The organism is Thiohalocapsa marina (assembly GCF_008632335.1).
Classification (GTDB): domain Bacteria; phylum Pseudomonadota; class Gammaproteobacteria; order Chromatiales; family Chromatiaceae; genus Thiohalocapsa; species Thiohalocapsa marina.
In genome coordinates this window covers 134,933-161,304 of record NZ_VWXX01000001.1, presented here as the reverse complement: position 1 = coordinate 161,304, position 26,372 = coordinate 134,933, and the positions used below count along the sequence as shown (strand labels likewise).

Annotated in this window: 28 protein-coding genes; 16 read left to right on the top strand and 12 right to left on the bottom strand. The window is 65.7% G+C overall.

From position 1 onward, the window contains the following. Nucleotides 1–143 precede the first annotated feature (143 nt). The 4 genes from F2Q65_RS00770 to F2Q65_RS00755 all read left to right on the top strand — a co-directional run bounded on the left by F2Q65_RS00770 (nucleotide 144) and on the right by F2Q65_RS00755 (nucleotide 3,245). The gene (locus F2Q65_RS00770) at nucleotides 144–779 is read left to right on the top strand and encodes an HPP family protein (RefSeq protein WP_246155809.1); all 636 of its coding nucleotides are present in this window, start codon (nucleotides 144–146) and stop codon (nucleotides 777–779) included. Nucleotides 780–879: 100 nt separating this feature from the next. After that, a complete protein-coding gene (locus F2Q65_RS00765) occupies nucleotides 880–1,317 on the top strand; it encodes a hemerythrin domain-containing protein (RefSeq protein ID WP_150089416.1) in 438 nt (145 codons plus the stop codon). A gap of 349 nt (nucleotides 1,318–1,666) precedes the next feature. After that, nucleotides 1,667–2,440 carry a DedA family protein gene (locus tag F2Q65_RS00760; RefSeq protein WP_246155807.1) on the top strand — a complete coding sequence of 258 codons (774 nt, stop codon included), beginning with the start codon at nucleotides 1,667–1,669 and terminating at the stop codon, nucleotides 2,438–2,440. 109 nt (nucleotides 2,441–2,549) lie between these two features. After that, nucleotides 2,550–3,245, top strand: coding sequence for a Crp/Fnr family transcriptional regulator (locus F2Q65_RS00755; RefSeq protein WP_150089413.1), 696 nt, complete (start codon nucleotides 2,550–2,552; stop codon nucleotides 3,243–3,245). On the opposite strand, the gene F2Q65_RS00750 is transcribed toward F2Q65_RS00755, so the two are convergent. After that, on the bottom strand, nucleotides 3,223–4,116 hold the full coding sequence (locus tag F2Q65_RS00750; protein WP_150089411.1) for a transporter: 894 nt from the start codon (nucleotides 4,114–4,116) through the stop codon (nucleotides 3,223–3,225). The genes F2Q65_RS00755 and F2Q65_RS00750 overlap by 23 nt on opposite strands. A gap of 210 nt (nucleotides 4,117–4,326) precedes the next feature. On the opposite strand from F2Q65_RS00750, the gene F2Q65_RS00745 reads away from it, so the two are divergent. From F2Q65_RS00745 to queC, 5 genes are all read left to right on the top strand, one after another. Further along, nucleotides 4,327–6,771 carry an ATP-binding protein gene (locus tag F2Q65_RS00745; RefSeq protein WP_150089409.1) on the top strand — a complete coding sequence of 815 codons (2,445 nt, stop codon included), beginning with the start codon at nucleotides 4,327–4,329 and terminating at the stop codon, nucleotides 6,769–6,771. Nucleotides 6,772–6,943: 172 nt separating this feature from the next. Next, nucleotides 6,944–7,444 carry an exosortase H gene (gene xrtH, locus F2Q65_RS00740; protein WP_170265426.1) on the top strand — a complete coding sequence of 167 codons (501 nt, stop codon included), beginning with the start codon at nucleotides 6,944–6,946 and terminating at the stop codon, nucleotides 7,442–7,444. Beyond that, nucleotides 7,425–8,141, top strand: a complete 717-nt coding sequence (locus tag F2Q65_RS00735) for an exosortase H-associated membrane protein (RefSeq protein WP_150089405.1) — start codon at nucleotides 7,425–7,427, stop codon at nucleotides 8,139–8,141. The genes xrtH and F2Q65_RS00735 overlap by 20 nt, the downstream gene beginning before the upstream one ends. Further along, nucleotides 8,138–8,827: a tetratricopeptide repeat protein gene (locus F2Q65_RS00730; protein WP_150089403.1), complete on the top strand. Its 690-nt coding sequence runs from the start codon at nucleotides 8,138–8,140 to the stop codon at nucleotides 8,825–8,827. Before F2Q65_RS00735 ends, F2Q65_RS00730 begins: the two co-directional genes overlap by 4 nt. A gap of 37 nt (nucleotides 8,828–8,864) precedes the next feature. Beyond that, the gene (gene queC, locus F2Q65_RS00725; RefSeq protein WP_150089401.1) at nucleotides 8,865–9,554 is read left to right on the top strand and encodes a 7-cyano-7-deazaguanine synthase QueC; all 690 of its coding nucleotides are present in this window, start codon (nucleotides 8,865–8,867) and stop codon (nucleotides 9,552–9,554) included. A 47-nt stretch (nucleotides 9,555–9,601) separates the two neighbouring features. On the opposite strand, the gene F2Q65_RS00720 is transcribed toward queC, so the two are convergent. The 3 genes from F2Q65_RS00720 to soxY all read right to left on the bottom strand — a co-directional run bounded on the left by F2Q65_RS00720 (nucleotide 9,602) and on the right by soxY (nucleotide 10,866). After that, complete coding sequence (locus F2Q65_RS00720) at nucleotides 9,602–9,916, bottom strand: hypothetical protein (RefSeq protein WP_150089399.1); 315 nt, start codon at nucleotides 9,914–9,916, stop codon at nucleotides 9,602–9,604. 65 nt (nucleotides 9,917–9,981) lie between these two features. Further along, entirely contained in the window at nucleotides 9,982–10,299 is a 318-nt protein-coding gene (soxZ, locus tag F2Q65_RS00715; RefSeq protein WP_150089397.1) for a thiosulfate oxidation carrier complex protein SoxZ, read from the bottom strand. A gap of 90 nt (nucleotides 10,300–10,389) precedes the next feature. Next, entirely contained in the window at nucleotides 10,390–10,866 is a 477-nt protein-coding gene (soxY, locus tag F2Q65_RS00710) for a thiosulfate oxidation carrier protein SoxY (protein WP_150089395.1), read from the bottom strand. Between the two features lie 900 nt (nucleotides 10,867–11,766). Between soxY and F2Q65_RS00705 the strand changes: the two genes are divergently transcribed. Further along, entirely contained in the window at nucleotides 11,767–12,483 is a 717-nt protein-coding gene (locus tag F2Q65_RS00705) for a response regulator (protein WP_150089393.1), read from the top strand. Between the two features lie 52 nt (nucleotides 12,484–12,535). Next, nucleotides 12,536–13,228: a peroxiredoxin family protein gene (locus F2Q65_RS00700; RefSeq protein WP_246155806.1), complete on the top strand. Its 693-nt coding sequence runs from the start codon at nucleotides 12,536–12,538 to the stop codon at nucleotides 13,226–13,228. Between the two features lie 373 nt (nucleotides 13,229–13,601). On the opposite strand, the gene F2Q65_RS00695 is transcribed toward F2Q65_RS00700, so the two are convergent. The 6 genes from F2Q65_RS00695 to F2Q65_RS00670 form a co-directional block, all read right to left on the bottom strand. Next, nucleotides 13,602–15,344, bottom strand: a complete 1,743-nt coding sequence (locus F2Q65_RS00695; protein WP_150089391.1) for a nickel-dependent hydrogenase large subunit — start codon at nucleotides 15,342–15,344, stop codon at nucleotides 13,602–13,604. Between the two features lie 76 nt (nucleotides 15,345–15,420). Continuing rightward, nucleotides 15,421–16,692, bottom strand: a complete 1,272-nt coding sequence (locus F2Q65_RS00690) for a (Fe-S)-binding protein (RefSeq protein ID WP_150089389.1) — start codon at nucleotides 16,690–16,692, stop codon at nucleotides 15,421–15,423. Further along, nucleotides 16,689–17,351 (bottom strand): hypothetical protein, encoded by a 663-nt coding sequence (locus F2Q65_RS00685; protein WP_150089387.1) that lies wholly within the window; start codon nucleotides 17,349–17,351, stop codon nucleotides 16,689–16,691. The genes F2Q65_RS00690 and F2Q65_RS00685 overlap by 4 nt, the downstream gene beginning before the upstream one ends. Next, a complete protein-coding gene (locus tag F2Q65_RS00680) occupies nucleotides 17,348–18,460 on the bottom strand; it encodes a hydrogenase small subunit (protein ID WP_150089385.1) in 1,113 nt (370 codons plus the stop codon). The genes F2Q65_RS00685 and F2Q65_RS00680 overlap by 4 nt, the downstream gene beginning before the upstream one ends. A gap of 8 nt (nucleotides 18,461–18,468) precedes the next feature. Then, nucleotides 18,469–18,921, bottom strand: a complete 453-nt coding sequence (locus F2Q65_RS00675; RefSeq protein ID WP_150089383.1) for a hydrogenase expression/formation C-terminal domain-containing protein — start codon at nucleotides 18,919–18,921, stop codon at nucleotides 18,469–18,471. A gap of 120 nt (nucleotides 18,922–19,041) precedes the next feature. Further along, on the bottom strand, nucleotides 19,042–19,527 hold the full coding sequence (locus F2Q65_RS00670) for a hydrogenase maturation protease (RefSeq protein WP_150089381.1): 486 nt from the start codon (nucleotides 19,525–19,527) through the stop codon (nucleotides 19,042–19,044). A gap of 89 nt (nucleotides 19,528–19,616) precedes the next feature. Between F2Q65_RS00670 and F2Q65_RS00665 the strand changes: the two genes are divergently transcribed. Next, nucleotides 19,617–19,850, top strand: a complete 234-nt coding sequence (locus tag F2Q65_RS00665) for a HypC/HybG/HupF family hydrogenase formation chaperone (protein ID WP_150089379.1) — start codon at nucleotides 19,617–19,619, stop codon at nucleotides 19,848–19,850. 36 nt (nucleotides 19,851–19,886) lie between these two features. Here the strand turns inward: F2Q65_RS00665 and F2Q65_RS00660 are convergent, their stop codons facing one another. Further along, complete coding sequence (locus F2Q65_RS00660) at nucleotides 19,887–20,348, bottom strand: hypothetical protein (RefSeq protein WP_150089376.1); 462 nt, start codon at nucleotides 20,346–20,348, stop codon at nucleotides 19,887–19,889. Between the two features lie 403 nt (nucleotides 20,349–20,751). Between F2Q65_RS00660 and ppsR the strand changes: the two genes are divergently transcribed. From ppsR to F2Q65_RS00640, 4 genes are all read left to right on the top strand, one after another. Continuing rightward, nucleotides 20,752–21,582 (top strand): posphoenolpyruvate synthetase regulatory kinase/phosphorylase PpsR, encoded by an 831-nt coding sequence (gene ppsR / locus F2Q65_RS00655; protein WP_150089374.1) that lies wholly within the window; start codon nucleotides 20,752–20,754, stop codon nucleotides 21,580–21,582. A gap of 170 nt (nucleotides 21,583–21,752) precedes the next feature. Then, nucleotides 21,753–22,313, top strand: a complete 561-nt coding sequence (gene ssb, locus F2Q65_RS00650; protein WP_150089372.1) for a single-stranded DNA-binding protein — start codon at nucleotides 21,753–21,755, stop codon at nucleotides 22,311–22,313. A 90-nt stretch (nucleotides 22,314–22,403) separates the two neighbouring features. Beyond that, nucleotides 22,404–23,300, top strand: coding sequence for a dTDP-4-dehydrorhamnose reductase (gene rfbD / locus F2Q65_RS00645; RefSeq protein ID WP_150089370.1), 897 nt, complete (start codon nucleotides 22,404–22,406; stop codon nucleotides 23,298–23,300). Nucleotides 23,301–23,387: 87 nt separating this feature from the next. After that, complete coding sequence (locus F2Q65_RS00640; protein WP_150089368.1) at nucleotides 23,388–25,250, top strand: phosphoenolpyruvate carboxykinase (GTP); 1,863 nt, start codon at nucleotides 23,388–23,390, stop codon at nucleotides 25,248–25,250. A gap of 223 nt (nucleotides 25,251–25,473) precedes the next feature. Here F2Q65_RS00640 and F2Q65_RS00635 read toward each other — a convergent pair whose 3' ends face one another. Next, nucleotides 25,474–26,187, bottom strand: coding sequence for a ComF family protein (locus F2Q65_RS00635; RefSeq protein WP_150089366.1), 714 nt, complete (start codon nucleotides 26,185–26,187; stop codon nucleotides 25,474–25,476). Nucleotides 26,188–26,372 lie beyond the last annotated feature (185 nt).

The window sequence follows — 26,372 nt, the reverse complement described above, 5'->3', positions numbered from 1 at the left end:
GTTAAGATGCAGCGCTAACGCTAAGGAGACGCTGATTCATTGGCCATCCTGGCCAAAAATCAGCACGCGCCCTCCTGCCCCGCAAGGGAAATGCTGAATAAATCAGCGTTTCCCCAAGCCGCATCCACACCAGGTGACGACTCATGCAGCCACTCCAGCCGTCCCCGGAGCCGGATCGCACGGCGGATCAGGACATTCCTGCGCTTGATCCAACGGACCAGGGCGTGCGCGATGCCATGCGCCGCTACCTCCACAAGATGCGCGGCTCCACCCGCGGAGCCTCGCCACGCGTGAGCAATGCCGAGGTGTTCTGGTCCTGGCTCGGCAGCTTCATCGGCATCGCGCTGGTGGCCTGGCTGAACAGCCACTGGTTTCCTGCAACCGACGCGACCCTGCTGATTGGCTCGCTCGGTGCCTCGGCGGTGCTGTTGTACGGCGCACCGCGCAGCCCGCTGGCACAGCCGCGCAACCTGGTCGGCGGGCATATCATCTCGGCCGTGGTCGGTGTCACGGTCTGGCTGCTGTTCGGCGCCGTTCCCTGGCTCGCCGCGGCCTTGGCGGTGGCCACGGCCATTGCCGCCATGCATCTGACGCGGACCCTGCATCCGCCTGGCGGCGCCACGGCCCTGATCGCCGTCATCGGCTCGGAGCAGGTCCATGCGCTGGGCTATCTCTTCGTCCTGCTGCCGGCAACCCTTGGGCCTGTGCTGCTGCTCCTCGTCGCGCTGGTGATCAACAATATCCCGGCCACCCGACACTACCCTGAGGTCTGGCGTTGATCGGGATTCGTATTCTGACTCAGGTCAAGGACGCCTTGCGATCGACCCGGAGAATGCCAGGTCACCCCGATGCCGGGCACCCTATTGGAGGACAGGATCCATGACCGACACCATTGCCAGTTTCATGACCGACGATCACCACCGTTGCGACCATCTGCTCGCCAACTGCGAGCGGGCCATCGGCGGTGGTGACTGGGACAGCATCGCCGAACAGACCGCCAGCTTCGCGCAGGCGCTGCTCGGGCATTTCGACAGGGAGGAGCAGGTGCTCTTCCCGGAACTGGTCGCGGTGAGCCCCTGGGCCACCGGCCCAAGCAGCGTGATGACCATGGAGCACGAGCAGATGCGCGCCCTGGTGCAGGAGCTCGACGAGATGGTCCAGGCGCGCGATGCCGCCGCCTGTCTCGGGCTGCTGGAGACCCTGCACATGGTCAGCCAGCAACACAACGCCAAGGAGGAGGGCATCCTCTACCCCATGGCGGTGGAGCAGCTCGATGAACAGACCGCGGATCTGCTGAACCGGCTCAGCACGGACTGAGTCCACACCGGAGCGGATTCATCCGGGCGTCTCCTGGCGGCCGAACACGCAGGCTAGCCCGGCTGACCGGACATGTCGTCAACGAACGCGGCGCGTTCGGGCTGACGGAGACCGGGTGCGATTCAGGCGCGTGCGCCGGGGTGGACTGCCGCGCCCATGCGCCTGCTTGCAGCGGCACCCCGCAGGGGGTAACGTCTCCGACGGGAATTTCGCCTTGTCTGCAACGGCCTGACATGCACACGATCTCATCGCAGCACCCACAGCCAGCGTCCGTTCCGGTGCTCGCACCATGAGCGGGTGTCGGGCCGATTCGCAACCTCGGCGCAGGCATGTCCTTGGGCGCGTCACCGTGTCCTTGCTGATCATCGCCATGCTGGGTTTCGGCGTCGGCGGCATCGCCCTGGCGCAACCGGCCGGTGCGGCCGCGCAGCCGCCGACGCCATTGCCTCATGGCGCCGAGCAGCGGCGGTCCGATGAGCGCGCGCACCGGCTTGCGGGAGCCATCTCGAAGGACATCGAGCGCGTCGAGCCCTATCTGGAACACTACGGCTACTGGGCGGTGTTTGCGGCGGTCGGGATCGAGGGGGTCGGCGTCCCGGCCCCCGGCCAGACGCTGCTGGAGGCCGGCGCCGTGGTCTCGGCGATTCCCGGCAGTCGGCTCAACATCTCCATGCTGCTGTTCGTGACCATCCTGGCGACCTCGCTGGGCCAGACCCTTGGCTATCTGATCGGTCGCGCGGGTGGGCGCGCGGTGCTCGACCGGCTGCCGATCTCCACGCACGGCATCGATCGGATCGAACGCGCATTCAACCGTTACGGCGGCTGGTTCGTCGTCTTCGGCCGCTTTGTCGACGGGCCGCACCAGCTCATCGGGCTCCTGTCGGGTGTGCTGGGGATGTCGTGGGGCCGTTTCATGCTGCTGAATGTCATCGGTGCAATCCTGTGGGCGAGTTTCTGGGCGCTGGGGGTCTATTACCTCGACCTCCACCTGGACGGGCTGGTCACGGCGTTGCGTCAACTCAATCCCTGGATCGCCGGCCTCACCCTCATCGGCCTGGGTGTCCTGCTGCTGGCCCTGCTGGTCGCGCTGATCCGGGGGCGTCGCCGAAACCAGCGGGCGTAGGGAGCCGGAAGGACGACCACCCGGAGGGTGTTGCGGATAGCCCCATGGCGCTGCTGCGCAGACGAGGTTTGCACCGAGATCGGATGGCTGCAGGAAACAGGCGAAGACGATGATGGATGAATTGAAATCGGCGCCCTTGCTGGCGTCTCTGAGTCAGAGCCAGTTGCAACGGGTCAGCCGGCACGCCGTCCGGGTCCGGCTGGATGCCGAACAAATGCTGTTCAGCCAGGGTGATCCGGCACGGCGGTTCTACCTGTTGCTGGAGGGGCAGATGCAGCTCTTTCGGCTCTCGCCGGGTGGGGCGCAGAAGGTCATCGAGCTGGTGTCACCCGGCCAGACCTTTGCCGAGGCGCTGATGTTTCTGAATGCGCCGCGCTACCCGGTCAGCGCCGCCGCGCTGGCGCCATCGGTGCTGATCAGTCTGGATGCGGATGACTTTGCCCGCATGCTGCGGGAATCGGTGGACACCTGCTTCCTGCTGCTGGGTGCCCTGAGCCAGCGCCTGCGTGGTCTGGTCGGCGAGATCGACAGCCTGACCCTGCACAGTGCCAGCGGGCGGCTGGCGCGCTACCTGCTGGGCAAGATCCCGCCCCAGCGCCGGGCGATGCGGCTGGATGTACGCAAGGGCGTGCTCGCCTCGCGGCTGTCGATCAAGCCGGAGACCTTCTCCCGCGTGGTCAGGGATCTCAGCCAGCGGGGCATCATCGAGGTGCACGGGTCGGAGGTGGTGATCGCCGACCGTGAGGCGTTGGTAGTGGTGGCCGAATTGCAGGAGCCGGGGGTCAGAAGATCCTGGACAGTTTGATCGCCCAGCGCGTCTCTTCGATCAGGCCGGTGTCGGTGGTCAGGTCGCCGCCATACTCCAGTGTCAGGCGGCCGAAGGGCAGCCGCACCAGCGCGGTGATACCGTAGCGATGCAGGTTGATGCGGTTGTCCCAGTCGGACGGGCCGAGCCGGGTCTCGCCACCGGTGTTATAGAAATAGCTCAGGCCCAGTGACGTCATGCGATTGACCGTGTAGGTCAGCGCCGTCTGGGTGCTGAACAGGGGCCGCTGGCTCAGGGTCTCTTCCTGGGCATAGGGTCCGTAATAGCGGTCGTTATCGCCGAAAACGGCGACATCTCCCGCGATCATCCAGCTGAACGGACCGAACAGCCGCTGCCCGTAGCCCGCCTGCAGTGCCGCGGAGAAGCGGTTGCGCCCGGCGTTGGTGTCCAGCACCACGGTCTTCAGCGGATCATAGCTGCCCGTGGGCAGGCTCAGGTAGGCCGCGACCCCGGCATAGCGTCCGGCCGCGCGGTCCACGTAGGGCCAGGTGGCCAGCATCAGGCCCAGGTCGCCGATGCCGGCGTTGGACTCCACCGGTTGCAAGGATCCGCCGGGATCCACCCGGCTGTGCCCCATCTGGGCGTAGAAGTACGCCGGACGCCGGCCCCACTGGAACGAGCGCCCGATGCGCAGCGCGATCTGGTCGACGTCCAGCCGCGTATCCCTCGACTGCCGCTTGCCGTCGCGGTAGAACTCGCCGCGCTCGCTGGAGCTGTATGACAGTTGCACTGCCCGCAGGCCGGGCGGGGGCGGCACCAGATCCTGCGGCACCAGGTCAACCGCCAGGGTTGGCCCGACGGCGAGCGCGCTCGAGAGCAACAGCAGGGTGCGGCAAAGCAGACGCGTCATGGGGCGAGCGGAGTCGGTTGCAGATGGCTGGACACCCAAAGGCTGTGTAGCATACCCCAAAGCGCGGCCCCTTTGCCGCTCATGGCGCTGCCCATCACGCCGCCCCTTTCACCCAGGCCGTATCCACAACCTATGCTCAGCCGCCGGTATCGCCACCAACACCCGCCTTCAGGCCGCCTTGGGTGGTGGTCATGCCTGGTCGGGCTGCTGGTGCTCTTGGGTGCCGGCACGGCGGGGTGGGCGGCGGACTTTCCGTCCGGCATCCAGACCCTGAACGCCGCGACCTTTCACGGGCCGGCGGGCACTGAGCAGGTGACCCTGCCCCATGTACTGCGCGCAGCGGACATCCCGTCCGGCGGGGGCCGGGTCAGCTATGGTCTCTCCGTGCATCTGGATGCTGCCCCCGACGAACCCCTGGGGCTGTTCATCCCCAAGCTCAGTCTGTCCGGTCAGCTCAGCCTCAACGGCACCCTGGTGGGGGGCTGTGCCATCGGCGCCCTGGAGGACCTGCGCTGCCTGCATCAGCCGAACCTGTTCGTGCCGCCGCCGGCACTGTGGCGCGCCGGCGACAACCGCATCGACCTCGAACTCTACGTCGACCCCCGGCAGATGAACGGCCTGTCACCGGTGCAGCTGGGTCTCGCCGCGGACTTGTACCGCGGCCCCTATCTGCAGCGCCACCTGTTGCAGGTGGAGTCGCTGCGGGTCCTGACCTGGATCGTCCTGTCGCTGGGGCTGCTGGCCCTGGCGCTGGCCTGGATCCTGCGCACCGAAGCGCTGTATCTGTGGTTCGGACTCTGCGCCATCGCCAACGCGCTGAGCAATCTCAACGTGTTGGTCACCGCACCGCTGGTCAGCACCGAGCTCTACAGCTGGTTCGTGTTCTCCATCCGGATGGTCACGGCGCCGCTGTTCCTGCTCATGCTGCTGGCGTTCTTCGGCCGCGCCCGCGGCTGGCTCAAGTCGCTCCTGATCGGCTACGCCCTGCTGATGCCGGTGGCGACCTGGCTCAGCGGCAATGACCGCTGGGTGGTCCTCGGGCTCTATCTGCCGCTGGGTGCCGCCACTATCGCGCTCACCGCTGCCATGATCCGCTGGTCCTGGCAATCGCGCCGCCCCATGCATGTCATGGTGACCCTGACCACCATCGCGCTGCTGGCCGCCAGCATCCTGGACATGTTCCGCCTGGGCGGGCGCGCATCCTTCGAGGGCATCTATTTGGCAACCTATGCCTTCACCGCCGTGTTTCTGGTGCTGGGGGTGTTGCTGGTGTCGCGTCTGGCCAGCGCCCTGATCGCCGAGCGCAAGCTCTCCGCCATGGTGGCCGCCTACCGCGACCATCTGGAAGACCTGGTGGCCGAGCGCACCGCGGAACTCACCCAGGCCCGCGCCGACGCGGTGGCCGCCAACCAGGCCAAGAGCCAGTTCCTGGCCAATATGAGCCACGAGATCCGCACGCCCATGACCGGCATCATCGGTCTGGCGCAGCTGCTGCTGCACGGCTCCACGGACCCCGACCAGCGCCGCGAGCTAGGCAAGCTGGAGGGCCTGGCGCAATCGCTGCTGGGCATCCTCAACGACATCCTGGACCTGTCCAAGATCGAGGCCGGCCGGCTGTCGGTGGAGCGCATCCCGTTCGAGCTGCGGCGGACGGTGGACGAAGTGCGGCAACTGCTGGAACTGAGCGCCCGCCAAAAGGCGCTGGATTTTCGCATAGAGGTCGATCCCGCGCTGACCTGCTGGTACCGCGGCGACGCGCTGCGGCTCAAGCAAGTGCTCACCAACCTGCTGGGCAACGCCATCAAATTCACGCACAAGGGCGAGGTCCGCCTGCGGGTGCGCCCCGGGGGGCTGTCCGGCGACGGTGAACGCCTGCGTTTCGACGTGCTGGACACCGGCATCGGTATTCCCACCGAACAGCAGTCGCATCTGTTCCAGAACTTTTCTCAGGCTGACGAAAGCACCACGCGGGAGTTCGGCGGCACCGGTCTTGGGCTGGCCGTCAGCAAGCAACTGATCGAACTGATGGGTGGTCGGATCGAGTTCCAGAGCCAGCCGGGGCAGGGCAGCTGCTTCTGTTTCGACATCGCCGCGGAGCCGGTTGCAGCGACGGCAGCGGCAGAAACCACGGCAGCATCGGGTTCAGAGCAGGACTCCCCCGTCTCCGGCCTGGGTTCGCCGGATCCGCGACCCCTGGCCGGCCGGCGCCTGCTGCTGGTGGAAGACAACCCCATCAACCAGCAGATCGTCTGCGGGCTGCTGGCGGACACCGGCCTGCAGATCCAGGTGGTCGACAACGGCGCGCTGGCGGTCGAGCGGTACCGTAACCTGCTGCGGGACCAGCCGCGGGACCGGATCGACGCTGACGGCCGGATCGACTCCGGCACTGAATCCGAAACCAGCCTCCCCGAGCTGATCCTGATGGACCTGCAGATGCCGGTCATGGACGGCTACGAGGCTGCGCGACAGATCCGGGTCCTTGATGCCGACGTGCCCATCATCGCCCTCACCGCCAACGCCTTTGCCGAGCACATCGAAAAGACCCGCGCCGCGGGCATGAACGCCCATCTCAGCAAACCCATCGACGTCAATCAGTTGAAGGCGGTCATCCGAGAGTTTCTGCCGGCCGTAGCGACGCGCCCGGATGGTGCTTGACAGTGCCGCGGGGTGAAGGTGCTCAGTGGGTAGCCCGTGGCTGGGGGGGTGGGGTATACCTGTTGCAAACGTGATTTCGGTTTTCGCGGCCGAAAACTGAGGATCGTTGGCCGCATCATCAGACGAAACAATCAGACGAGCCTGACTGGCGCATTCTTTGAGGTGCCAACACTTGCGACATTTCGCCATCCGTTTTGCGGTCTATCTGCTGGTGCTGTACGGCCTGGCCTACCTGCCCGTGGTGCGGGAGCATCTGGTGGCGCCCTTTACCGTGGCCATCACCGACATCTCCGGCTGGTTGATCGGGCTGTGGGATCCGCGCGTGGTGGTGACGGACAATGTGCTGTCCATTCCCGGGTTTGCCGTGCAGATCCTGGACATGTGCAACGGCGTGGAGGCCACGCTGCTGATGTGGGCGGTGTTCCTGGCCTTTCCCGCGCCCTGGCGCTACCGCCTGCTGGGTATGCTGCTCGGCACCCTGGGGGTGCATGCGGTCAACATCCTGCGCATCGTCAGCCTGCTCTATCTCGGGGTCTGGAAGCCGGACTGGTTCCACTGGGTGCACTGGTATCTGTGGGACGCGCTGATCATGCTGGACATCCTGCTGATCTTTCTCGCCTGGCTGCACTGGATGCCGGCCGGAAAGGACCGCCATGCTACCGCCCTCGGCTGAACTGCGCCGTTTCGGCCTGGGCCTGCTGCTGGCCATGCCGGTGGCCATGGCGCTGTGGTGGTTCCTGCTCGCGCCCTACCTGATGCTGGCCATGGAACCGCTGGTGGAATGGACCTTGCGGCTGCTGTGGCCGCAGTGGGGCCTGGGGCTGGAGGCGAAGGAGACGCTCTGGCAGGTCAACACCACGCTGCCGATCCTGGAGCAGCCGCTGCGCAGCGCCGTCTTCGGACTGCCGTGGAAGCGCTTCTCCGTCGCCTTCGCGCTGTTCTGGGGGCTGGCGCTGGCTACGCCAGGGGCAAGGCCCGTGTTGCGGCGCGTTCGGCAACTGCTGCTGGGCTCGCTTGCCGGGATCGCGCCGCTGGTGATCCTGATGGCCGTACTGTATTTCCACTTCGAACTGGCGGTGCTGATCAATCACCGGCCCTATTTGACCGTGCAGCCGCCTCCCTACCATGTGCTGGCGCTGCCCTATGCGGACTGGCAGTTTCATCTCATCGGCGTGGGCCGTCAGTTGGCGCTGCTGATCCTGCCCACGCTGGGGCCGGTGGCGGTCTGGGCGGCACTCAATCAGCCGTTTTTGCGGGCGGTGGTGCTGAGTGGCCCGTCGGCCCAGATTGCGACCAGCTTGCCGGCCCGCGCGTCGAACAGCTTGCCGACAACTGCGTCGACCGCGTCGGACCGGGCCGACGGGACATGATCCGCCTGCGATCTCTGCTGCGCCTGGCGGTGATGCTGCCGGCGGTCCTTGTGCCGGCGCTGATGCTGGCCGGCTGTGATGCCCCGGCACAGGATCTGCGCAAGGCCATGACCCAGATTGGCCAGGGCCAGTCCCGGGCCGGATTCCTGCAGTTGCAGAACCTGGCCGCCGCCGGCTACCCGCCGGCGCAGTTTCGCCTGGGCATGCTGTATCTGCAGGGGCAGGTGTCGCCGGAGCGGCTGGCCAAGGCCGAACGCTGGCTGGCGCTGGCGGCGGGCAACGGCGATGTTGGCGCGCGCTACTTTCAGGCCCTGCTTTGGCTGTCGCCGATACAGCGCGGTGGGCAGGGCGCGGCGCAATCGGCTGCCCAGGGCGACGCTCCAGGCAACGCTCAGGCCGGTCTGGCACAACTGGAACAGCTGGCGGCAGAGGGCTTCGTGCCGGCCCATCTGCGCCTGGCGCGGATGCATGAGGCCGGCCCCGAGCCGCTGCGGAACCAGGCCCGCGCCCTCGGCTGGTATCGCAAGGCGGCGGAGCGGGGCAATCGTGCGGCCATCCAGCGGCTGGTGGAGGCCTATCGACAGGGCGAACTGGGCCTGGCGACGGACCCGGAGCAGGCGCGACAGTGGCAGCGGCGGCTGACCGTGGACCCGTTCGGGCGTCGGGGGGCGGGTTCATCGCCGTGACCATGGGACATTCCTTCAACGTACTGCGGAGGACATCATGACCAGAGCGGTTGTGCTGCTCAGCGGCGGACTGGACTCGACCACGGTGCTGGCCATCGCGCGCGACCAGGGCTATGAGACCTATGCCTTGTCGTTTCGCTACGGACAGCGGCACCAGGTAGAACTGGAATCCGCCGCAAGGGTGGCAGCGGCCATGGGCGCTGCCGAGCATGTGATTGCGGACATCGACCTGCGACGGTTCGGCGGCTCGGCGCTGACGGACGATATCGCTGTGCCCAAGAACCGCGATCCGGCGGCCATGGCGGACGGCATTCCGGTGACCTATGTGCCGGCGCGCAATACGGTGTTCCTGTCCTTCGCGCTGGCCTGGGCGGAGGTGCTGGAGGCCAGCGACATCTTCATCGGTGTCAACGCGCTGGATTATTCCGGTTACCCGGACTGCCGGCCGGAGTACATCGATGCCTTCGAGCGCATGGCCGACCTGGCCACCAAGGCCGGGGTGGAGGGACGTCAGCGGCTGAAGATCCACGCACCGCTGATGCAGCTGACCAAGGCCCAGATCATCCGCAGGGGCGTGGCCCTGGGCGTGGATTACGGCCTCACCAGCAGCTGCTACGATCCGGCCCCGGACGGGCGGCCCTGTGGCCAGTGCGACTCCTGTCGGTTACGGGCCAAGGGCTTTGCCGAGGCCGGGTTGGCGGATCCCCTGGCTGCCCAAGGAGACTGACAGCATAAATTAACCGCAGACCGGTGCGAAGACACTCTGGTGCTGGGCTAGCAGCCGTCGTCCTCGGTGATGACCTTGCCGCTATGGGGATCTTTCTTCACCTTGCCCGAGGCATCGGTCTTTGGTACCCGGATGAACATCATCGCGTCGATACGCTCGAACTCCTCGTCCATGGCGCGATCGATGTCTTGATGGGTCAGGGCTTCGTAGATGTAGATCCGGCCTTTGTCCTCTTGCGCCAGCTCGGCCTGGGTTGGCTCGAGCAGCCGGCGTAACTGAATGTCGCGCAGTTCATCGGCGATGGTCGGGGTGGCGGTCAGGCAGAATGCGGTCGAGGCGCTCAATCGGGTGGACTTTGACATCATCTTGCTCCAGGTGTGATCAATGAAACTGCGTTCGATCCAACCGTCGCATCAGTGCGTTGGCGTTAGCTGAGTTGGGCGCTGAGTGTCGCCGTTTGGCCTTGGTCGTCGGTCCAGCGCACGCTGATGGCGTCGCCGACCTGTGCGTCCTTGACCTTGAAGGCCAGGTAGGGATCAGCGGAGATGCCCCAGCTCCAGTCGAGACGCATCGCGACTTGGCCGTTGTGCTCGCAGATCACCTCGCGGATGTAGTGTTTTGGAATCAGCTCGCCGCTCTCAGGGTCCTTGCGACGGCCGGTTTCCATCGGGTGGCGCATCAGTATCTTGACATCGGCGACCCCATCGCGAAGTCGTGCGCGAATCTTTCCGTTGTCTTCTGGCATGGTTCTCGGCCTCCGGCGGGTTCGTTGGTCGATTGGTTTGACGAGTTTGGGCTGACTGGTAAGGGTTGGCCTAGTGATGGACTAGCAGGCTTAACCGCCGCCGCAGCCGCCACCCGTCACCTTGACGCTGCGGCTGGTTCGATACAGCTGGCCGTCGGCCTCGGCGATTGCGATCAGTTCTGTGGTCTCATCAAGCTTGACGCGCAGCGCGACCTCGGGTGCCACAGCAGGGGTCAGGTGCACCCGGGCCAACAAGGGTGTCGGGTTCTTGGCCGCGAAGAGCGCGAATTGGTTTGCATTGGGCAGCGCGATGCGGACGCCTACCGGGACCACGCGTCCGTTCTCGGCGATGTCGGGTGCTGAAATCGAGAGTTCAGTGGAGTCTTGGATCGGGCGGCCATCGAACAATCGCTGCTCAGCGTCTGAGAGTGCCGAGGCGTCGAAGGCCTCCGACGGCCAGGACGCACCCGCGGTGCGCGGAATCAGGGCCCCGGTAAAGGCTAGAGGCGAGGCGATGGCGCCTAGACCCAGCAATCCTGTATTGACGAGCAGTGGTCTGCGTTTCATGTTGCAATCCTCGAATCATTGTTTATAACCTGCTTGGCGCGGATCTTGGCTGATCTCGCAAGCACCATGACCCCATGCACTCGTGGGTCACGTGACTGTGGCGCCGATGCTTGATAATTAGGATGCAACCGATTGACGTTGCTTTCTATCGTTTTAATGGACTAGCCCTGTAGGGCGAGGTTTCGCATGATGATTTTTCACTCGTCATTGCCGCAAAATCGTGTTGGGGCTAGCCTGTTGTTCGGTCTGCTCAAGCGACCGGGTGGTCGACGATCGAGTGGACGAGTCCACAGGAGCGATTGTGACCATGCTCGGCCGGGACTATGACAATTCAAACGAGTGATTGATCGCACGTTGATCAGCAACCACCGATCAGTGAACTTGCGAATCTCTTTTGATGGCGACATCAACTTCAGTCGTCACACGAGTCTCCGATGTGTTGGGCGGCTCTTAATCGCTGAGCAGAAACGCCGCCGGCCACGGGGATCGAGGCTGCGCGATGTCCGCAGCCTGTTGACAGCAGGGCTTCTGCTACTGCTGGGCTGACAGCCACCGGGTAATGGTCTTGACCTGGTCGGCGGTCGGTGGCGCGTTGCAGCTGGCAGGCGAATAGACGGCCGCGTGCATCAGCTTCGCCTCCTCGCTGTCTCCTTGGCTTGGGGACTGAAAGGGAGGCTGAAAGCAAATGGTACGCCAATGGCGTCATCCGGTAGTCGTTGAAACGATCGTATGAAACGCGCGTTTCAATGAGTCCACTTCCCTCAGCATTAAGCTTGGTAGAAATCTAGGGCATGGTCTATAGTTTGGATGGACTAGTCCCCTTGGGCTAGCGGCTGGATTCAAACGGTAATAGCCGGTCATTGCTGGCAGCTGCCAGAAATTATCTTGTATGCTAGATGAATGAAAATCCTCGTTGCGGATGAGCAAGCAGTGGTTCGCACAGGACTGATCTCAGTCCTGGGTGCGCTCTGCCAGCTCAAAATCGAGTGCATCGAGGTCGAGGATGCGGATCAGGTGTTCGGAGTGCTGGAATCTGGTCTGCATCTTGATCTTGTGATGTTCGACCTGTTTTTGCCGGGCGCGGATGGCTTCGAGTTGCTGAACAAGCTCTGCGCGCGGCTGGATGGCTGCCCGGTGGTGGTGTTCTCGGCCAGTGAGGATCTGGCCGATATGCGCAAGGTGATGGAGAGCGGCGCCTCGGGCTACATCACCAAATCGACCGATCCCGCGCTGATGTTGCACGCAATTCGGCTGATCCTGGAGGGTGGGGTGTATTGTCCCGCTGAGCTGTTGCAGGCCACCCTAGGGAGTGATACTTGCTCTCTAACAGCAGCGGAGGGCTCGGATAGGTCACCTGTTGTGGGCTCCGCGGGTCAGCCGTTGAGCCAGCCTTCGCCTCGGCGCCCGCCATCGGTGACCGATCTCGCGCTGACCCACCGCCAGCTGCAGGTGCTCGGGCTGATTGCCAAGGGATGGAGCAATAAGGTGATCGCGCGGGAACTCGAGCTTTCCGAGTACACGGTGAAGTCACATGTGGTTGCCATCCTGCGTGCCCTTGGCGCGGCTAACCGCATCGAGGCCGTGATGTTCGCGCGTGATCTGGGGCTCGATGTCTGAGCGCTTTTCGGCTTCATCTGTTCGGTGGTCTTGCTAGATCGAGAGAACCAGCATGCAATCAGTCCACACAAGCGCATCCCTGGACAGCCCGCGCGTGGTGCTCAATAGGGCCTTGATCATCGTTCCGGCCACCTCCCCAAGCTGCCGCTGGTGGACGGCGCTGCGCTTGTCCGCCCTACCGGCTACCGGCCGGCGCGATGATCAAGGCCTCAACAGCGGGCCAGTGTTCGGTATCCCTGCCCTCATCCTTGCTGCGCTGCTCCTGATCCTGGTGCCAGCAGCCATGGCCGCAGAGTCCGATGCGCTCTTGACGCCGTTGTCGGATCAGCCTGAGGCGCCCGATTTTGAGCTGGCTGGGCCTGATGAAAGGATCTATCGGCTTGCTGACTTCACAGGCCAACCGCTGATCGTCAATTTCTGGGCGACCTGGTGTCCACCCTGTCGCACCGAGATGCCTTCGATGCAACGCGCTTGGGAGCAGATCGAGGCCGAAGGCATCGGCATGATGGCAATCAATGTGGGTGAGGATGCGGAGACCGTGCGGGCCTTCTTGGAGCAGGTTCCAGTGAGCTTTCCGCTGCCGCTCGATACCGACTCCAAGGTTACCCAACGCTGGCCAATGCGCGGACTGCCAACGACCTTCGTGGTTGGCCCCGAGGGTCGATTGATCTATAAGGCCACCGGCGAGCGCGAATGGGACGACCCTGCGCTTTTAGAGCAGGTGCGCGCCCTGAAGACGCGGTAGTCATCTCGGGTGCGCTTTCTAATCCGAGCCCGCATGGATGGTCGCTGCTGGATCGCAGAGGTCAAGAAAGCCCGGATCATCGGCGAGCTTGTGGGCGAGCAGGTAGGCGCTCGCGCTCCAGACCTGACCGAGTTGGGCGCGCTCAGCCCAACGGGCGTCGCGCGCCGCCGTCGGGTCGCCGCGGCGTGGGGTCGGAGCAGGCGCGACAGTGGCAGTGGCGGCTGACCGTGGACCCGTTCGGGTGTCAGTAGCCGGGTTCATCACCCTGTAACCGTAGAGTCGCAGAGAACACAGAGAACACGCAGAGAAACAAGACTTCTACCGCGATCTTCTCTGCGCTCTCTGCGACTCTGCGGGCCGGAGGCTGCCTTGCTCACCTCACCTTCACCTGGATCTGCTCGCCGGTCTCCGGGTCCTGCAGATGCACGGCGCAGGCGATGCAGGGGTCAAAGGAGTGGATGGTGCGCAGGATCTCGATGGGCTGCTTGGGGTCGTGCAGCTGGTGGTTGTCCTGCAGCGCGGCCTCGTAGGCGCCGGGGATGCCCTGGGGGTCTCGTGGGCCGGCATTCCAGGTGGAGGGCACCACGGCCTGGTAGTTGGCGATCTTGCCGTTCTCGATGACGATCCAATGGCCGAGGCCGCCCCGCGGTGCCTCCATGTAACCTGCACCCTGGGCCTTCTTGGGCCAGCTCGAGGGCTCCCACAGGGTCTCGTTGAAGGTGCGGGTATCGCCGGACTTGATGTTGGCGACCAAGGCGTCGAACCAGGTCTGCATGGCATCGGCAACGATCTTGCTCTCCAGCGTGCGCGCGGCGGTGCGGCCCAGGGTAGAGAACAGGCCCTGCACCGGCAGGCCGAGGGTGCTCAGGGTGGAATCCACCAGTTCCTTGGCCTGGGCATGGGCCGGCGCGTTCGGGCTGGCGTAGAGCACCAGCATCCGTGCCAGCGGCCCGACCTCCATGGATTCGTTCTTCCAGCGCGGTGACTTCAGCCAGGAATAGCCGTCTTCCACATTGACATGCTTGAAGGGCACCGCAGGTCCCTTGCGCTCGTCGTAGGCCAGCCGGGTCTCACCCTTGTAGGGGTGCAGGCCGACCTGGGGACCGCCTTCGTAGGCGTACCAGGAGTGGGCGATGTACTCCTGGATCTCGCCGTCGGCGTGCAGGTCGACATCATGCAGGGTGCTCAGGTCGCGGTTCAGGATGACGCCGCGCGGGAACAGGTAGCTGTCGAGGTCGGTGCTGCCGTCGATGGACATGTCGCCGTAGCTCAGGAAGTTGCCCAGCCCCTCGCCACGCTCGGCCCAGTCGGTGTAGAAGCTGGCAATGGCCAGGGTGTCGGGCACATAGACCTGATCGACGAAGGTCTGCATGGTGCGGATCAGATCCTGCACCTGGGCCAGGCGCTTGGCGTTGATGGCCGAGTCGGAGTTCAGGTCGATGGGGGAGGGCACGCCGCCGACGACGAAGTTGGGATGCGGGTTCTTGCCGCCGAAGATGGCATGCAGCCGGGCCACCTCGCGCTGCCAGGCCAGGGCCTCCAGGTAGTGGGCCACGGCCATCAGGTTGGCTTCGGGCGGCAACTTGTAGGCTGGATGGCCCCAGTAGCCGTTGGCGAAGATGCCGAGCTGGCCGGATTCCACGAAGGTGCGGATGCGCTTCTGCATGTCGGCGAAGTAGCCCGGCGACGACTTCGGCCAGCTGCTGATGCTCTGGGCCAGTTGCGAGGTGGCCGCCGGATCGGCGCTCAGGGCCGAGACAACGTCCACCCAGTCCAGCGCATGCAGATGGTAGAAGTGCATCACGTGGTCGTGGATGGTCTGGGCGCCGATCATCAGGTTGCGGATCAGCTGGGCGTTGCGCGGCAGCTCGATCTGCAGCGCGTCTTCCACCGCGCGCACCGAGGCGATGCCGTGCACCAGGGTGCAGACGCCGCAGATGCGCTGGGCGAAGGCCCAGGCATCGCGCGGGTCGCGCCCGCGCAGGATGATCTCGAGGCCCCGGACCATGGTGCCGGAGGAATAGGCCTGGGCGATGTTCTGCCCGTCCATTTCCGCCTCGATGCGCAGGTGGCCCTCGATGCGGGTGATGGGGTCGACGACGACGCGTTCGCTCATGGGTGTTCTCTTGGATGCTGGGGCGGATGCCGGTGTTGTTGCTGGCAGCTGTCAGCCGGATGTCGGGCGCGCGCCCTCAGGCGCGCTCCTTCTCCACCAAGTGGTCCGCGATCATCTCGGTGAGGCCGACCACGGGGATGTCCATGTTGAACTCCTCAAGTCCCTCCTCGAGCTGGGTGCGGCAGGTGGCGCACATGGTCACCATGCGCTCCGGCTCCACCTCCTCGATCTGGGCCTTCTTGCGCTTGAAGGCGGCCATCTTCAGCGCTTCGGCGCGCTCGTTGGAGCTGACACCGCCGCCGGCGCCGCAGCACCACTGGAACTTGCCGTGCTCCTTCAGATCGACGAAGTTGTCGGCCACCAGGTCCATCAGATGGCGCTGCTGGTCGATGACACCGCTCTTGCGCGCCAGGTTGCAGGGGTCGTGCATGGACAGCCGATCCATCTCCTTTCCCTCGGTGCGGAGGCGGCCCTCGGCGCGCAGTTGGTCCAGCACCTCGATGATGTGGAACACCCTGAAGGGGTAGGAGCGTCCGATGGCGTTGGGGCCCTCCCAGCGGATGGCCGTGTAGGCATGGCCGCATTCCGGGCTGATGACGTTCTTCACGCCCAGGGCCTCGGCTGCGTCCACCACGCGTTGTACCAGGGTCGCGGCGATGTCCTTGGAGCCGATCTGGATACCGGCGTTGGTGGCCTCGAAGCACTGCCGGCTCAGGGTCCAGCTGACACCGGCGTGATCGAAGATCCGGGTGATGGCCTCCAGGTATTCCGGGAAGTTGATGATCTCCATGGACGACAGCAGCACCAGATAGTCGGCGCCCTGCCGGTCGATGGGCACCTCCAGCCCGCTGGAGGTCTCCACGTGCTTGATCTGCACCTCCAGGGTCTTCCACTGCAGGCCCATGGGGCTGCCGGTGTTGACCGCACGCACCGAGGCGGCGATCAGGCCCTCCGGCGCATGACCCGAGGCGACCATGCCCTCGCGCGCCTTGCGGATCATGTAGGCGATATCGTTGCCCACCGGGCAAACCAGGGAACAGCGCCCGCACATGGAGCAGGAGTCGTACAGCAGGGGCTCCCATTGCGCCAGCATGTCATCGGTGACCTTGCGGCCCAGGCCGACCAGGTGCTTCAGTCGCCCCCATAGGGTGAATTCCCGCTCCCAGAGCAGGCGCATGGGCTCCAGCTTGTGGATCGGCGTGTATTTCGGATCGCCGGTTTCGACGAAGAACGGGCAGGCCTGGGCGCAGAGGCCGCAGTGCACGCAACTGGAGAAGAACGAGGCTACCGGCGCGTCCATCTCCTCGCGCAGGGCCTGCAGGCCGCGTTCAAGTGAAAAGCCGCTCATGACTGGACCCCCTTGCGGCCGAAGTTGGCGCCGTTGAACCAGCGCGCCACCACGGCGGTGAAGATGTGAGTGAGCTTGGTGAAGGGCAGCACGATGAGGAAGATCTCGGCGGTCAGGATGTGCACGCCGAGCGCCAGGGGATAGGGGTTGACCAGCCGGTGATAGGCGATGTACCCCGTCAGCACCGGCAGGAAGGTCACCGCCCAGATCACATAGTCCTCGGGTGTGCTCAGGAAGCGTTTCACCGGATGGGTCAGGCGGTGGATCAGTGCCGCGATGAGGCCCAGCAGCGTGATGGCGGTGACGGCATCCACCACCGGGTTGGGCAGCCCCGGCCAGGCCAGTCCGACGGTGGCCTTGATCACCTCCACATGCGGAATGAACAGCAGCAGCGCAACGATGAAACCGATATGCCAGACGGTGCCGACGACGACATCGAAGGGCGCCCGCCGGAAGGTGCCCGGATCCGGGTTGAAGCGCTTGTAGACAGTCTTGAGCCCGGGTATCACCTGGCCGCCCCGGGGCTCGGCGAAGTTGCGGCTGCGGCCCAGGGCGAAGATTTCCACCAGGCGGATCAGGATGCCGAGCACGAAGATCGCGATGGCGACCTGGAACAACGGCCCCTTGGTGAACAGCAGAAAGTCCATCGAGCTCATCATAGTTTCTGCTCCAGTTCGTCGGCGGTGACGGTCTCGTGTCCGGCCTTGGCGGCGGCGCGCTTGTGCCTGCCGAGCAGACTGGCGCCGACACCCAGGGCCAGGCCGCCGGCGCCGGCGGCCAGGAGCACGTTGCCGGAGTCGCCGACCGGCACCGACATGGCGTTGTAGAAGCCGCCGGCGTCCCAGAAGTCCGGCTCCGAGCAGCCCAGGCACGGATGCCCCGACTCCACCGGCCAGCTGGTACCGCCGTTCCACTTCATGGTGGCGCAGGCGTTGTAGGTCATCGGACCCTTGCAGCCCAAACGGTACAGGCACCAGCCCTTGCGCGCACCCTCGTCGTCGAAGGTCTCGGCGAACAGGCCCTTGTCGTAGAAGGGCCGGCGGTAGCAGCGGTCGTGGATGGACTGGCCGAAGAAGGCCATGGGACGGTTGTAGGCGTCCAGTTCAGGCAGGGTGCCGAAGGTCAGGTACTGGGCCAGCACGCCGGTGATGACCATGGGCACCGGCGGACAGCCGGAGACATTGATCACCGGCTTGTCCTTGATGATGTCGCTGACGGCGACGGCGCCGGAGGGGTTGGGCGCGGCCTTGGGCAGTCCGCCGAAGGCGGCGCAGGTACCCACGGCCACCACGGCGGCGGCTCCGGCCACGGTCTCCTGCAGCATCTGCAGGTTGCTGACGCCGGCGATGGTGGAGAAACCGGGATTGGACCCAGGGCCGGGCAGCGAGCCGTCTACCACCACCAGATAGTTGCCGGCGTTCTCGTGCATGGCCTGCTCGCGGGCGTGCTCCGCGGCGTCGCCGGCGGCGGCCTGCAGCGTGTGGTGGTAGTCCAGTGAGATGATGTCGAGGATCAGGTTCTCTACCGTCGGCGAGAAGCTGCGCGTCAGCGATTCGGTGCAGCCGGTGCATTCCTGGAACGACAGCCAGATCACCGACGGCCGTCGCGCCTGCTCCAGTGCCGCGGCAATGGCCGGGGCCATGCTCGGCGGCAGCGCCATCATGGATGCCGTGGCGGCGCAGAACTTGAGAAAACCGCGGCGCGACACCCCGTTCTGGCGGAGACTGTCGCCGAGGGTGCGGGGTTGGGGGCGAATGGGAACTGCCATGATTCCTCCTATTGCGAATCGGACGCGCCGTCAGGATGCCGGCCGGCGGCCTCCCGCAGACGCGCCTCGAGGGCCGCCAGGGTGTCGTCGAGGTCGGCGGGCTGGGTGCGCAGGATCTTTGGCACCTCGTCGATCTCGATCTGCAGACCGACGCGTTGCGCCTCGGTGTTCTGGTACTCCACGACCCAGACGCCGGGGTAACCGGTCTCCCAGACGTGGGTGGGGCCAAGGGCTGTGACAGTGGCGCTGACCTCGCCACGGCCGAGCAGGGTCATCAGTCGGGCCTCGTCGCCGGGCCCGAAGGGCATGGCGCCGAGGTCGATGCAGGAGGGTTCGCCATCGTGCCGCAGACGGGCGACGGCGTGACGGATCTCGCCAAGAATGGGCAGGGCGTTGCCGAAGTCCCGTGCCAAGGCTGGCGCGGGCTCGACTTGGATCGGAATGTTATCCAGTCCGGACATCGACGCCCCCATTTCATTTTCTGATAATTTTAGGCGGCTCTAATGCGTTCTGCTTTGACTTGAGGCAGCTATCGGGCAAGGCGGCTGACAATTCGCAAGCGAGGTGGCCGCGGCAGCGAGTCAACAGGTTCCGCGCCAGCGGCTCAGCACGTGCTGCACCAGGGCGACTGCCCGCGGGACCGCGGCGGCGACGGGCGGCGACAAGTCGCTGCCCAGGCCGATGTGTGCAGGTTCGATGCCGATCAGCGCCCGTCTGCGGGGCAGGCTGTCGGTGAGGCGGGCGATGTCCAGCAGGTCCGCCAAGCTGACTTCGTGCACGCTGGTGGCCTTGCCGCTGAGCTGTCGGTCCATGGCCGCGTCCTCGAACAGCCGCACGCTGCCGGGGGCATCGCCCATGGCCGCGGCGTCGACCACGATCAGCCGCGCCGCATCGCCGATGGGTCCGGCCAGAGTGAAGCTCAGGGTGCCGCCGTCCAGCAGCGTCAGGTCCGGATCGGACTCGGCGTCAGGGTCGGAAGCCAGCGCCTGGAGCACGGCCACGCCGACGGCCTCGTCGCTGAGCAGGATATTGCCCAGGCCCAGCACCAGGGTGCCGCCCTCAGCCACGACCCGCCGCCTCCGTGACGCTTGCGGTGCGGCTGCCCGCGGTCGTAGGCTTGCGGGCAAGGCGTGAGTCAATCCTGGAGAGAGTCGGCATGTGTCTGGGCATTCCTATGCGGATTACCGCCATCGATGGCCTGATGGCGCGCTGCGAGGCCAAAGGTGTCGAGCGGGAGGCAAGCCTGCTGATGCTGGAGCATGAGCAGCTTCGGGTCGGCGACTATGTGGTGGTGCACCTGGGCCACGCCATCGACACCGTCACGCCGGAGCACGCCGCCGAAGCCTGGGCGATCTACGACCAGATGCTGGCGGCGACGGACCCGACCTGACGACCGATCCGGCATCCGGGCTCCAGGTCCAGGCCTTCAGCCCGCCGCCATGAACTCCCGGGCAATGGCATACTGACGCTGCACCTCGTCGGTATGGGCATCATCGCTGCCTTCCACCAGCTCGCAATTGTTGGCCATGCGTGCCTGCATCGCCGCCTTCCAGGCGCGGTTGGTGCGCTCTGTCAGCAGCTGTTCCGGCGCCAGCGCCGCCGCCGCGGCCGCCGCCACGAAGTGGTCGGCTTGAGCCAGCCAGTCGGTGTCCTTGCCGCAATCGGTGTAGGTCTTGGTAGCCCAGGCCTTGGCGCCGCGATAGGCATCTTCCAGCTCATCGGCGGAGGCCTGCGGGCGCAGCGCGGTCTCGATGGCCCGATTCACCCGCTCGTCCCGGCTGAGGTGGATCACGCTCTGGGCAAAGCGCGCGCCCATGACACGCTGCTGGTCTGCAGGGAGACGGGAGAGGAGGTCGCGCAGCTCTTGATCGTTGCTGATGGTGGCCATGATCGGGCTCCTGATACTGAACGTTGGCCGTCGGCTTCGGAACGCCGGCGCGCCGCGGCAGACCGACTGCCATCTGCATACTATCTGCCCGCCACCGACGCAGTCGCATTGATTTGAGTCACGGCTTTGGCAATACTCAGCCGCCAGCCGCCAGCCGCCAGCCGCCAGCCGCCAGCCGCCAGCCGCCAGGTCCAGTTGTCAGCCAGGCCAGGCGGATCACATGCAGGGCTGACGGGCGGGGTGACGGCGGTCGGGGGTCTTGATCGCATGGATGCGATCATGAAGCCTCCAAGGACGGATCCACGGCGTCCCCCGAACCGCCATCACCCCGCCCGTCAGGCCGACCACAACCAGGCGAGCGCCACCAGCAAGTCGCAGACACCGAACAACAAGCATTCCTTCCATGAAACGCACCGTCTATTTCGTCTCCGAAAGCACCGGAATCACCGCCGAGACCCTTGGCCACAGCCTGCTCTCGCAGTTCGACACCGTCGAGTTCGAGCAGGTCTACATGCCCTACATCAATACCGAGCTGCGGGCCACGGCACTGACCCACCGGATGCACGAGGCATTCGAACGCGACGGCGGCCGCCCGATCGTGTTCGCCACCATGCTCAACCAGGACATTGCCGCCATCCTCAAGGCCGGCAACTGCTACTACCTGGAACTGTTCGAGGGCTTCGTCGAGCCCCTGAGCGCCGAACTCGGGGTGCCGCCGAGTCGCGAGTCCGGCCGCAGTCACGCCATCACCAAGCCCAGTTATTACACAAAACGTATCGACGCCATCAACTTCGCCATGGCCAACGACGACGGCGTGCGGCCGGACAATCTCAAGCACGCCGACCTGGTGCTGGTGGGGGTGTCGCGCTCCGGCAAGACCCCCACCTCGCTGTACCTGGCCATGCACTACGGACTGCGCGCGGCCAACTACCCCATCACGGAAGAGGACTTCGAGAAGGGCGACCTGCCGGCGGAGGTCTGGTCGGCGCGGGAAAAGATGTTCGCCCTGACCATCGATCCCCAGCGCCTGCATGCCATTCGCGAGGAACGCCGGCCGGGCAGCGAGTATGCGTCGATCCGCCGCTGCCAGCACGACATTCGCCTCGCCCAGACCATGTTCAGGCGCATGGAGGTGCCGACATTCGATACCACCAATCAGTCCATCGAAGAGATCTCGGCGCAGATCCTGCGTAACCTCAAGTCGAACCCGGCGCTGGCGGTACATCGTTCCTGAACCGGACACGGGCCATGCGGGGCGATACGCTGCTGTCGCCGCGATGCGGGAGTGGACAATCAGCGGCAGGATTGGGCACCATTGCGGTCCCAGATGGCCAGAGCCGGCGCGCTGGTGCCGGCGCCGGCGGGCGCAATCGAATCGACCTCATCTGAAGGCGGGAGCGGGATATGGCTGGCGGTAGCGTCAACAAAGTGATTCTGATCGGAAACCTCGGCGCCGACCCGGACATCCGGTACTTTCCCAGCGGCGATGCGGTGACCAACCTGAGCCTTGCAACCAGCGAGTCCTGGAAGGACCGCAGCACCGGCGAACCGCGCGAGCGCACCGAATGGCATCGGGTGGTGGTCCGTGGAAAGCTGGCGGAGATTGCCAAGCAGTATCTGCACAAGGGCTCCAAGGTCTACTTCGAGGGCTCGCTGCGCACGCGCAAGTGGCAGGGACAGGATGGCCAGGATCGCTACACCACCGAGGTGGTGGTCGGCGGCCTTGGCAGCACTATGCAGATGCTCGACGGCCGCGGCGCTTCCGGCCCCGGCGACGTCAGCCGCGGGACCGGTGGCCAGCCCCAGGGCGCCAACGGAGTCGGGACCCAGTCCCGGCCACAGGGCACGGCCCAGTCGTCTGCTTCGGCACCGTCGTCAACCCGTGGTGACGGCAGCCATGACAGCGGCGCAGCGCCGGTCTCCCATGTGCCGGAGGCCGACTTCGACGACGACATCCCGTTCTAGCCCGGACGACTGCCGATCCGCAGCCATGTCCGTATTCCGAGCCCCGGTTCCAGACCCCAACCCAGAAGCGCAAAACAGGTACCGCCGCCCATGTCCGACGCCCCCCGCATTCTCCTCATCGGCTCCGACGGCCAGGTCGGTTGGGAACTGCGCCGTACGCTGGCGCCGGTCGGGCAGGTGATCGCCGCGTCCCTGGCCGGCGAGCATGGCCCCGCCATCGACCTGGTGGACGCCGGTTCGGTGCGTCGGGTCTTCAACGAGGTGGCGCCGGATGCGGTGGTCAACGCCGCGGCCTACACTGCGGTGGACAAGGCGGAGAGCGACCCGGAGCAGGCCCAGGCCATCAACGGCGACGCCCTGCACTTGATCGGTGAACTGGCGGCCACGTATCGCATCCCTGTGCTGCACTACTCAACGGATTTCGTCTTCTCCGGACAGACCGAGCGGCCCTACCGCGAGGACGACGCGCCGCAGCCCCTCAGCGTCTACGGCCAGACCAAGCTGGACGGCGAGCAGGCCCTGCTGGCCTCCGGCGCCGACGCCCTGGTGCTGCGCACCGCCTGGGTCTACGGGGTGCGCGGACGAAACTTTCTGCTCACCATGCTCAACCTGTTCCGCGAGCGCACGGAACTGCGGATCGTCGACGACCAGATCGGCACCCCCACCTGGAGCCGCATGCTGGCGGAGGTCACGGCCCTGATCCTGCATCGGGTCTTCACCGGTGACCTGGAGATGGAGCGCATTCGCGGCTTGTACCATGTCACCAGCAGCGGGGCGACGTCCTGGTTCGGTTTTGCCGAGGCGATCCGGGACCTGTCCGGCAACCCGTGCGCGCTGACGCCAATTCCTACCAGCGACTATCCAGCGCCTGCCCGTCGGCCCGCCTACTCGGTGCTGGACACCCGCAAGTTTCGCGACACCTTCGGCCTGCTGCTGCCGGACTGGCGTCAGTCCTTGGCGCTCTGCCTGGCGGATCTGAAGGGATAGCGACACAGGTGGTCTGCGCCGATCCTGGCGTGGAACGTGCTTAGATTGTTGGAAGATTATTGGACGCAATGCAGCAGGAGCATCCGCATGACGACGACGCATGATGGCCCCCGGCGGACCCGCAACAAGGCACTGCTCGACTGGGTCGACAGCATGGCCCGGCTGTGCAAGCCCGATCGCATCTACTGGTGCGACGGTTCCCAGGAAGAGTACAACCGGCTCTGCGATCAGATGGTGCAGAACGGGACCTTTGTCCGGCTTGATCCGCAAAAACGCCCCAACAGCTTTCTGGCCCGCTCGCATCCCAGCGACGTGGCCAGGGTGGAGGACCGCACCTTCATCTGCGCCGAGCGCCAGGAAGACGCCGGCCCCACCAACAACTGGATGGCCCCGGCGCGGATGCGCGAGCGCCTGAACCAGCTCTTCGACGGTTGCATGCGCGGCCGCACCCTGTACGTCATTCCGTTCAGCATGGGGCCGCTGGGGTCGCACATCGCCCACATCGGCGTGGAGATCACCGACTCCCCCTATGTCGTGGTCAACCAGCGCATCATGACGCGCATGGGCCAGCCGGTGCTGGAGGTGCTGGGCGAACATGGCAGCTTCGTGCCCTGCATGCACAGCGTCGGTGCGCCGCTGAGCCCTGGAGAGAACGACGTGCCCTGGCCCTGTGCGCCGAATGTCGAGGACAAGTACATCAGCCATTTTCCGGAGACGCGGGAGATCTGGTCCTATGGCAGCGGCTACGGCGGCAATGCGCTGCTGGGCAAGAAATGCTTTGCGCTGCGCATCGCGTCGGTCATGGCGCGGGACGAGGGCTGGCTGGCGGAGCACATGCTGATCCTCGGCGTGCAGTCGCCGGCGGGCAAGAAGCACTACGTGGCCGCTGCCTTCCCCAGCGCCTGCGGCAAGACCAACTTTGCCATGCTGATCCCGCCCAAGGGCTTCGACGGCTGGAAGATCACCACCGTCGGCGATGACATCGCCTGGGTCAAGCCCAACGCCAAGGACGGCAAGTTCTACGCCATCAATCCCGAGTACGGCTTTTTCGGCGTGGCACCGGGCACCAACGCCTGGTCCAACCCCAACGCACTGGCCTCGATGCAGGAAAATACCATCTTCACCAACACGGCGTTGACCGATGATGGCGACGTCTGGTGGGAGGGACTGACGGAAGAGCCGCCGGCGCACCTGATCGACTGGCAGGGACAGGACTGGACACCCGGCTGCGGTCGGCCGGCGGCCCACCCCAACGCCCGCTTCACGGCACCGGCCAATCAGTGCCCGAGCATCGATCCGGAATGGGAGAATCCGGACGGCGTGCCGATCTCGGCCTTCCTCTTCGGCGGCCGGGTCAGCAAGCACTTCCCGCTGGTGTTCCAGAGCTACAATTGGGAGCACGGCGTCTACATGGCCGCCACCATGGGGTCGGAGGCCACCGCGGCCGCCATCGGCCAGGCCTCGGTGCGGCGCGACCCCATGGCCATGCTGCCGTTCTGCGGCTACAACATGGCGGACTACTGGCGACACTGGCTGCGCATCGGCCGCAAGCATGTGGCCACGCCTCCGCGCATCTTCCGGGTCAACTGGTTCCGAAAGGACGCCCACGGCCGCTTCATCTGGCCCGGATTCGGCGAGAACATGCGGGTGCTGAAATGGGTCATCGACCGCTGCGAGGGCCGCGCCTCCGCCATCGAGGGCCCACTGGGCCTGCTGCCCGGCTGGGCCGACCTGAGCTGGGAGGGGCTGGCGTTCCAGCCGGACGACTTCTTCGCCATCATGAACATCGACCAGGAAGTGGCGCGGCAGGAGACGGTGGATCAGGAAGAGCTGTTCACCCGCTTTGGCGATCACCTGCCGCGGGAGATGGAACTGGAACGCGAGCTGCAACTGGCGCGGCTGTACCACTCACCCCCGGTCTGGGACCTGTCCCGCGCCTTGGCGGACTGACGGCGGCGGGCAATGGTGCTGGATTCTGCGCAATGCTGGATCCGGCGCGACCCCGGGGCGTCGGGTAAACGCCGGCTGCGGCTGCGCCTGATCGATGTTCAGGGGTTGGCGGGCGGGCTGCGGCTGCGATCAGTTACGAACGATTCGCAATTAGGGTATTTCGATACGGTCCGCCTGTCAACCCGCCAGCCTTTGGCCAGCAGGCCGATGAATCCGCATGTGCCTAAGGTGTCCGCGCCACGGCCCAGACATCCACCCGGGCCGCGCCGGCCTGCCGCAGGGTGCGCGCCACCTCCGCCACCGTGCTGCCGGTGGTGACCACATCGTCGAGCACGGTCAGATGGAGGCCGTCCAGCCGGGCGCTGGTACGGAATGCCCCCTGCAGGTTGTTCCGGCGGGCCTTCTGGTCCAGTTGTGCCTGGGGCGTCGTGGCGATCACACGGGTACAGCTGCCATGGTCGACCGGGATGCCTGCACGGCCCCCGACCACCCGCGCCAGTTCCAGGGCCTGGTTGTAGCCCCGCTGGCGCAGCCGGTGCGGATGCAGGGGCACCGGCACGATACGATCCGGCAGCGGCGTCGCCGTATCGCGCAGATGCGTCGCCAGCAGCAGGCCCAGCAACCGCAGCAGATTCATGCGCCCGCGAAACTTGATGCCGCCAATCAGGCCGGGCAGGGGGTCCTGGTAGCGAAAGGCCGCGCTGCACAGTGCGAAGGGCGGCGGATGGAGCAGGCACTCGCCACACACTACGTCGGCGGTGACGGCCGTTGCCTCCAGCGGCAGCGCGCAGCGCGGGCAGCAGGGGCCGATGTACGGCAGGTCTGCCCGGCAACCCCGGCACAGGTCCAGCCCGTCCGCCCCCGCCGCGCCGCAAAGGACGCAGGTGGGCGGATAAAGCCAGTCGGCAAACCGATCCCGCCAGACGGACCGGATCATGCACACCCCCGCAGGATCCAGAAAGCGCCTATCCTACAACCATTCTGACCACCATTGACCCGCATGCGCGCTGCATCCTTCGCGCCTCAGCGGTTCAAGCTGTCCAGGCCCGCCACCGATGCAAAAGGCCGTGGCTGATGGCTGATGGCCGATGGCTGATGGCTGATGGTAAACCTTCAGGGTCC

Coding starts and splice junctions, on each gene's coding strand:
- F2Q65_RS00770 (WP_246155809.1), top strand. CDS start 144: ATGCAGCCACTCCAGCCGTCCCCGGAGCCGGATCGCACGGCGGATCAG.
- F2Q65_RS00765 (WP_150089416.1), top strand. CDS start 880: ATGACCGACACCATTGCCAGTTTCATGACCGACGATCACCACCGTTGC.
- F2Q65_RS00755 (WP_150089413.1), top strand. CDS start 2,550: ATGATGGATGAATTGAAATCGGCGCCCTTGCTGGCGTCTCTGAGTCAG.
- F2Q65_RS00750 (WP_150089411.1), bottom strand. CDS start 4,116: ATGACGCGTCTGCTTTGCCGCACCCTGCTGTTGCTCTCGAGCGCGCTC.
- F2Q65_RS00735 (WP_150089405.1), top strand. CDS start 7,425: ATGCTACCGCCCTCGGCTGAACTGCGCCGTTTCGGCCTGGGCCTGCTG.
- F2Q65_RS00730 (WP_150089403.1), top strand. CDS start 8,138: ATGATCCGCCTGCGATCTCTGCTGCGCCTGGCGGTGATGCTGCCGGCG.
- queC (WP_150089401.1), top strand. CDS start 8,865: ATGACCAGAGCGGTTGTGCTGCTCAGCGGCGGACTGGACTCGACCACG.
- F2Q65_RS00720 (WP_150089399.1), bottom strand. CDS start 9,916: ATGTCAAAGTCCACCCGATTGAGCGCCTCGACCGCATTCTGCCTGACC.
- soxZ (WP_150089397.1), bottom strand. CDS start 10,299: ATGCCAGAAGACAACGGAAAGATTCGCGCACGACTTCGCGATGGGGTC.
- soxY (WP_150089395.1), bottom strand. CDS start 10,866: ATGAAACGCAGACCACTGCTCGTCAATACAGGATTGCTGGGTCTAGGC.
- F2Q65_RS00705 (WP_150089393.1), top strand. CDS start 11,767: ATGAAAATCCTCGTTGCGGATGAGCAAGCAGTGGTTCGCACAGGACTG.
- F2Q65_RS00700 (WP_246155806.1), top strand. CDS start 12,536: ATGCAATCAGTCCACACAAGCGCATCCCTGGACAGCCCGCGCGTGGTG.
- F2Q65_RS00695 (WP_150089391.1), bottom strand. CDS start 15,344: ATGAGCGAACGCGTCGTCGTCGACCCCATCACCCGCATCGAGGGCCAC.
- F2Q65_RS00690 (WP_150089389.1), bottom strand. CDS start 16,692: ATGAGCGGCTTTTCACTTGAACGCGGCCTGCAGGCCCTGCGCGAGGAG.
- F2Q65_RS00685 (WP_150089387.1), bottom strand. CDS start 17,351: ATGATGAGCTCGATGGACTTTCTGCTGTTCACCAAGGGGCCGTTGTTC.
- F2Q65_RS00680 (WP_150089385.1), bottom strand. CDS start 18,460: ATGGCAGTTCCCATTCGCCCCCAACCCCGCACCCTCGGCGACAGTCTC.
- F2Q65_RS00675 (WP_150089383.1), bottom strand. CDS start 18,921: ATGTCCGGACTGGATAACATTCCGATCCAAGTCGAGCCCGCGCCAGCC.
- F2Q65_RS00665 (WP_150089379.1), top strand. CDS start 19,617: ATGTGTCTGGGCATTCCTATGCGGATTACCGCCATCGATGGCCTGATG.
- F2Q65_RS00660 (WP_150089376.1), bottom strand. CDS start 20,348: ATGGCCACCATCAGCAACGATCAAGAGCTGCGCGACCTCCTCTCCCGT.
- ppsR (WP_150089374.1), top strand. CDS start 20,752: ATGAAACGCACCGTCTATTTCGTCTCCGAAAGCACCGGAATCACCGCC.
- ssb (WP_150089372.1), top strand. CDS start 21,753: ATGGCTGGCGGTAGCGTCAACAAAGTGATTCTGATCGGAAACCTCGGC.
- rfbD (WP_150089370.1), top strand. CDS start 22,404: ATGTCCGACGCCCCCCGCATTCTCCTCATCGGCTCCGACGGCCAGGTC.
- F2Q65_RS00640 (WP_150089368.1), top strand. CDS start 23,388: ATGACGACGACGCATGATGGCCCCCGGCGGACCCGCAACAAGGCACTG.
- F2Q65_RS00635 (WP_150089366.1), bottom strand. CDS start 26,187: ATGATCCGGTCCGTCTGGCGGGATCGGTTTGCCGACTGGCTTTATCCG.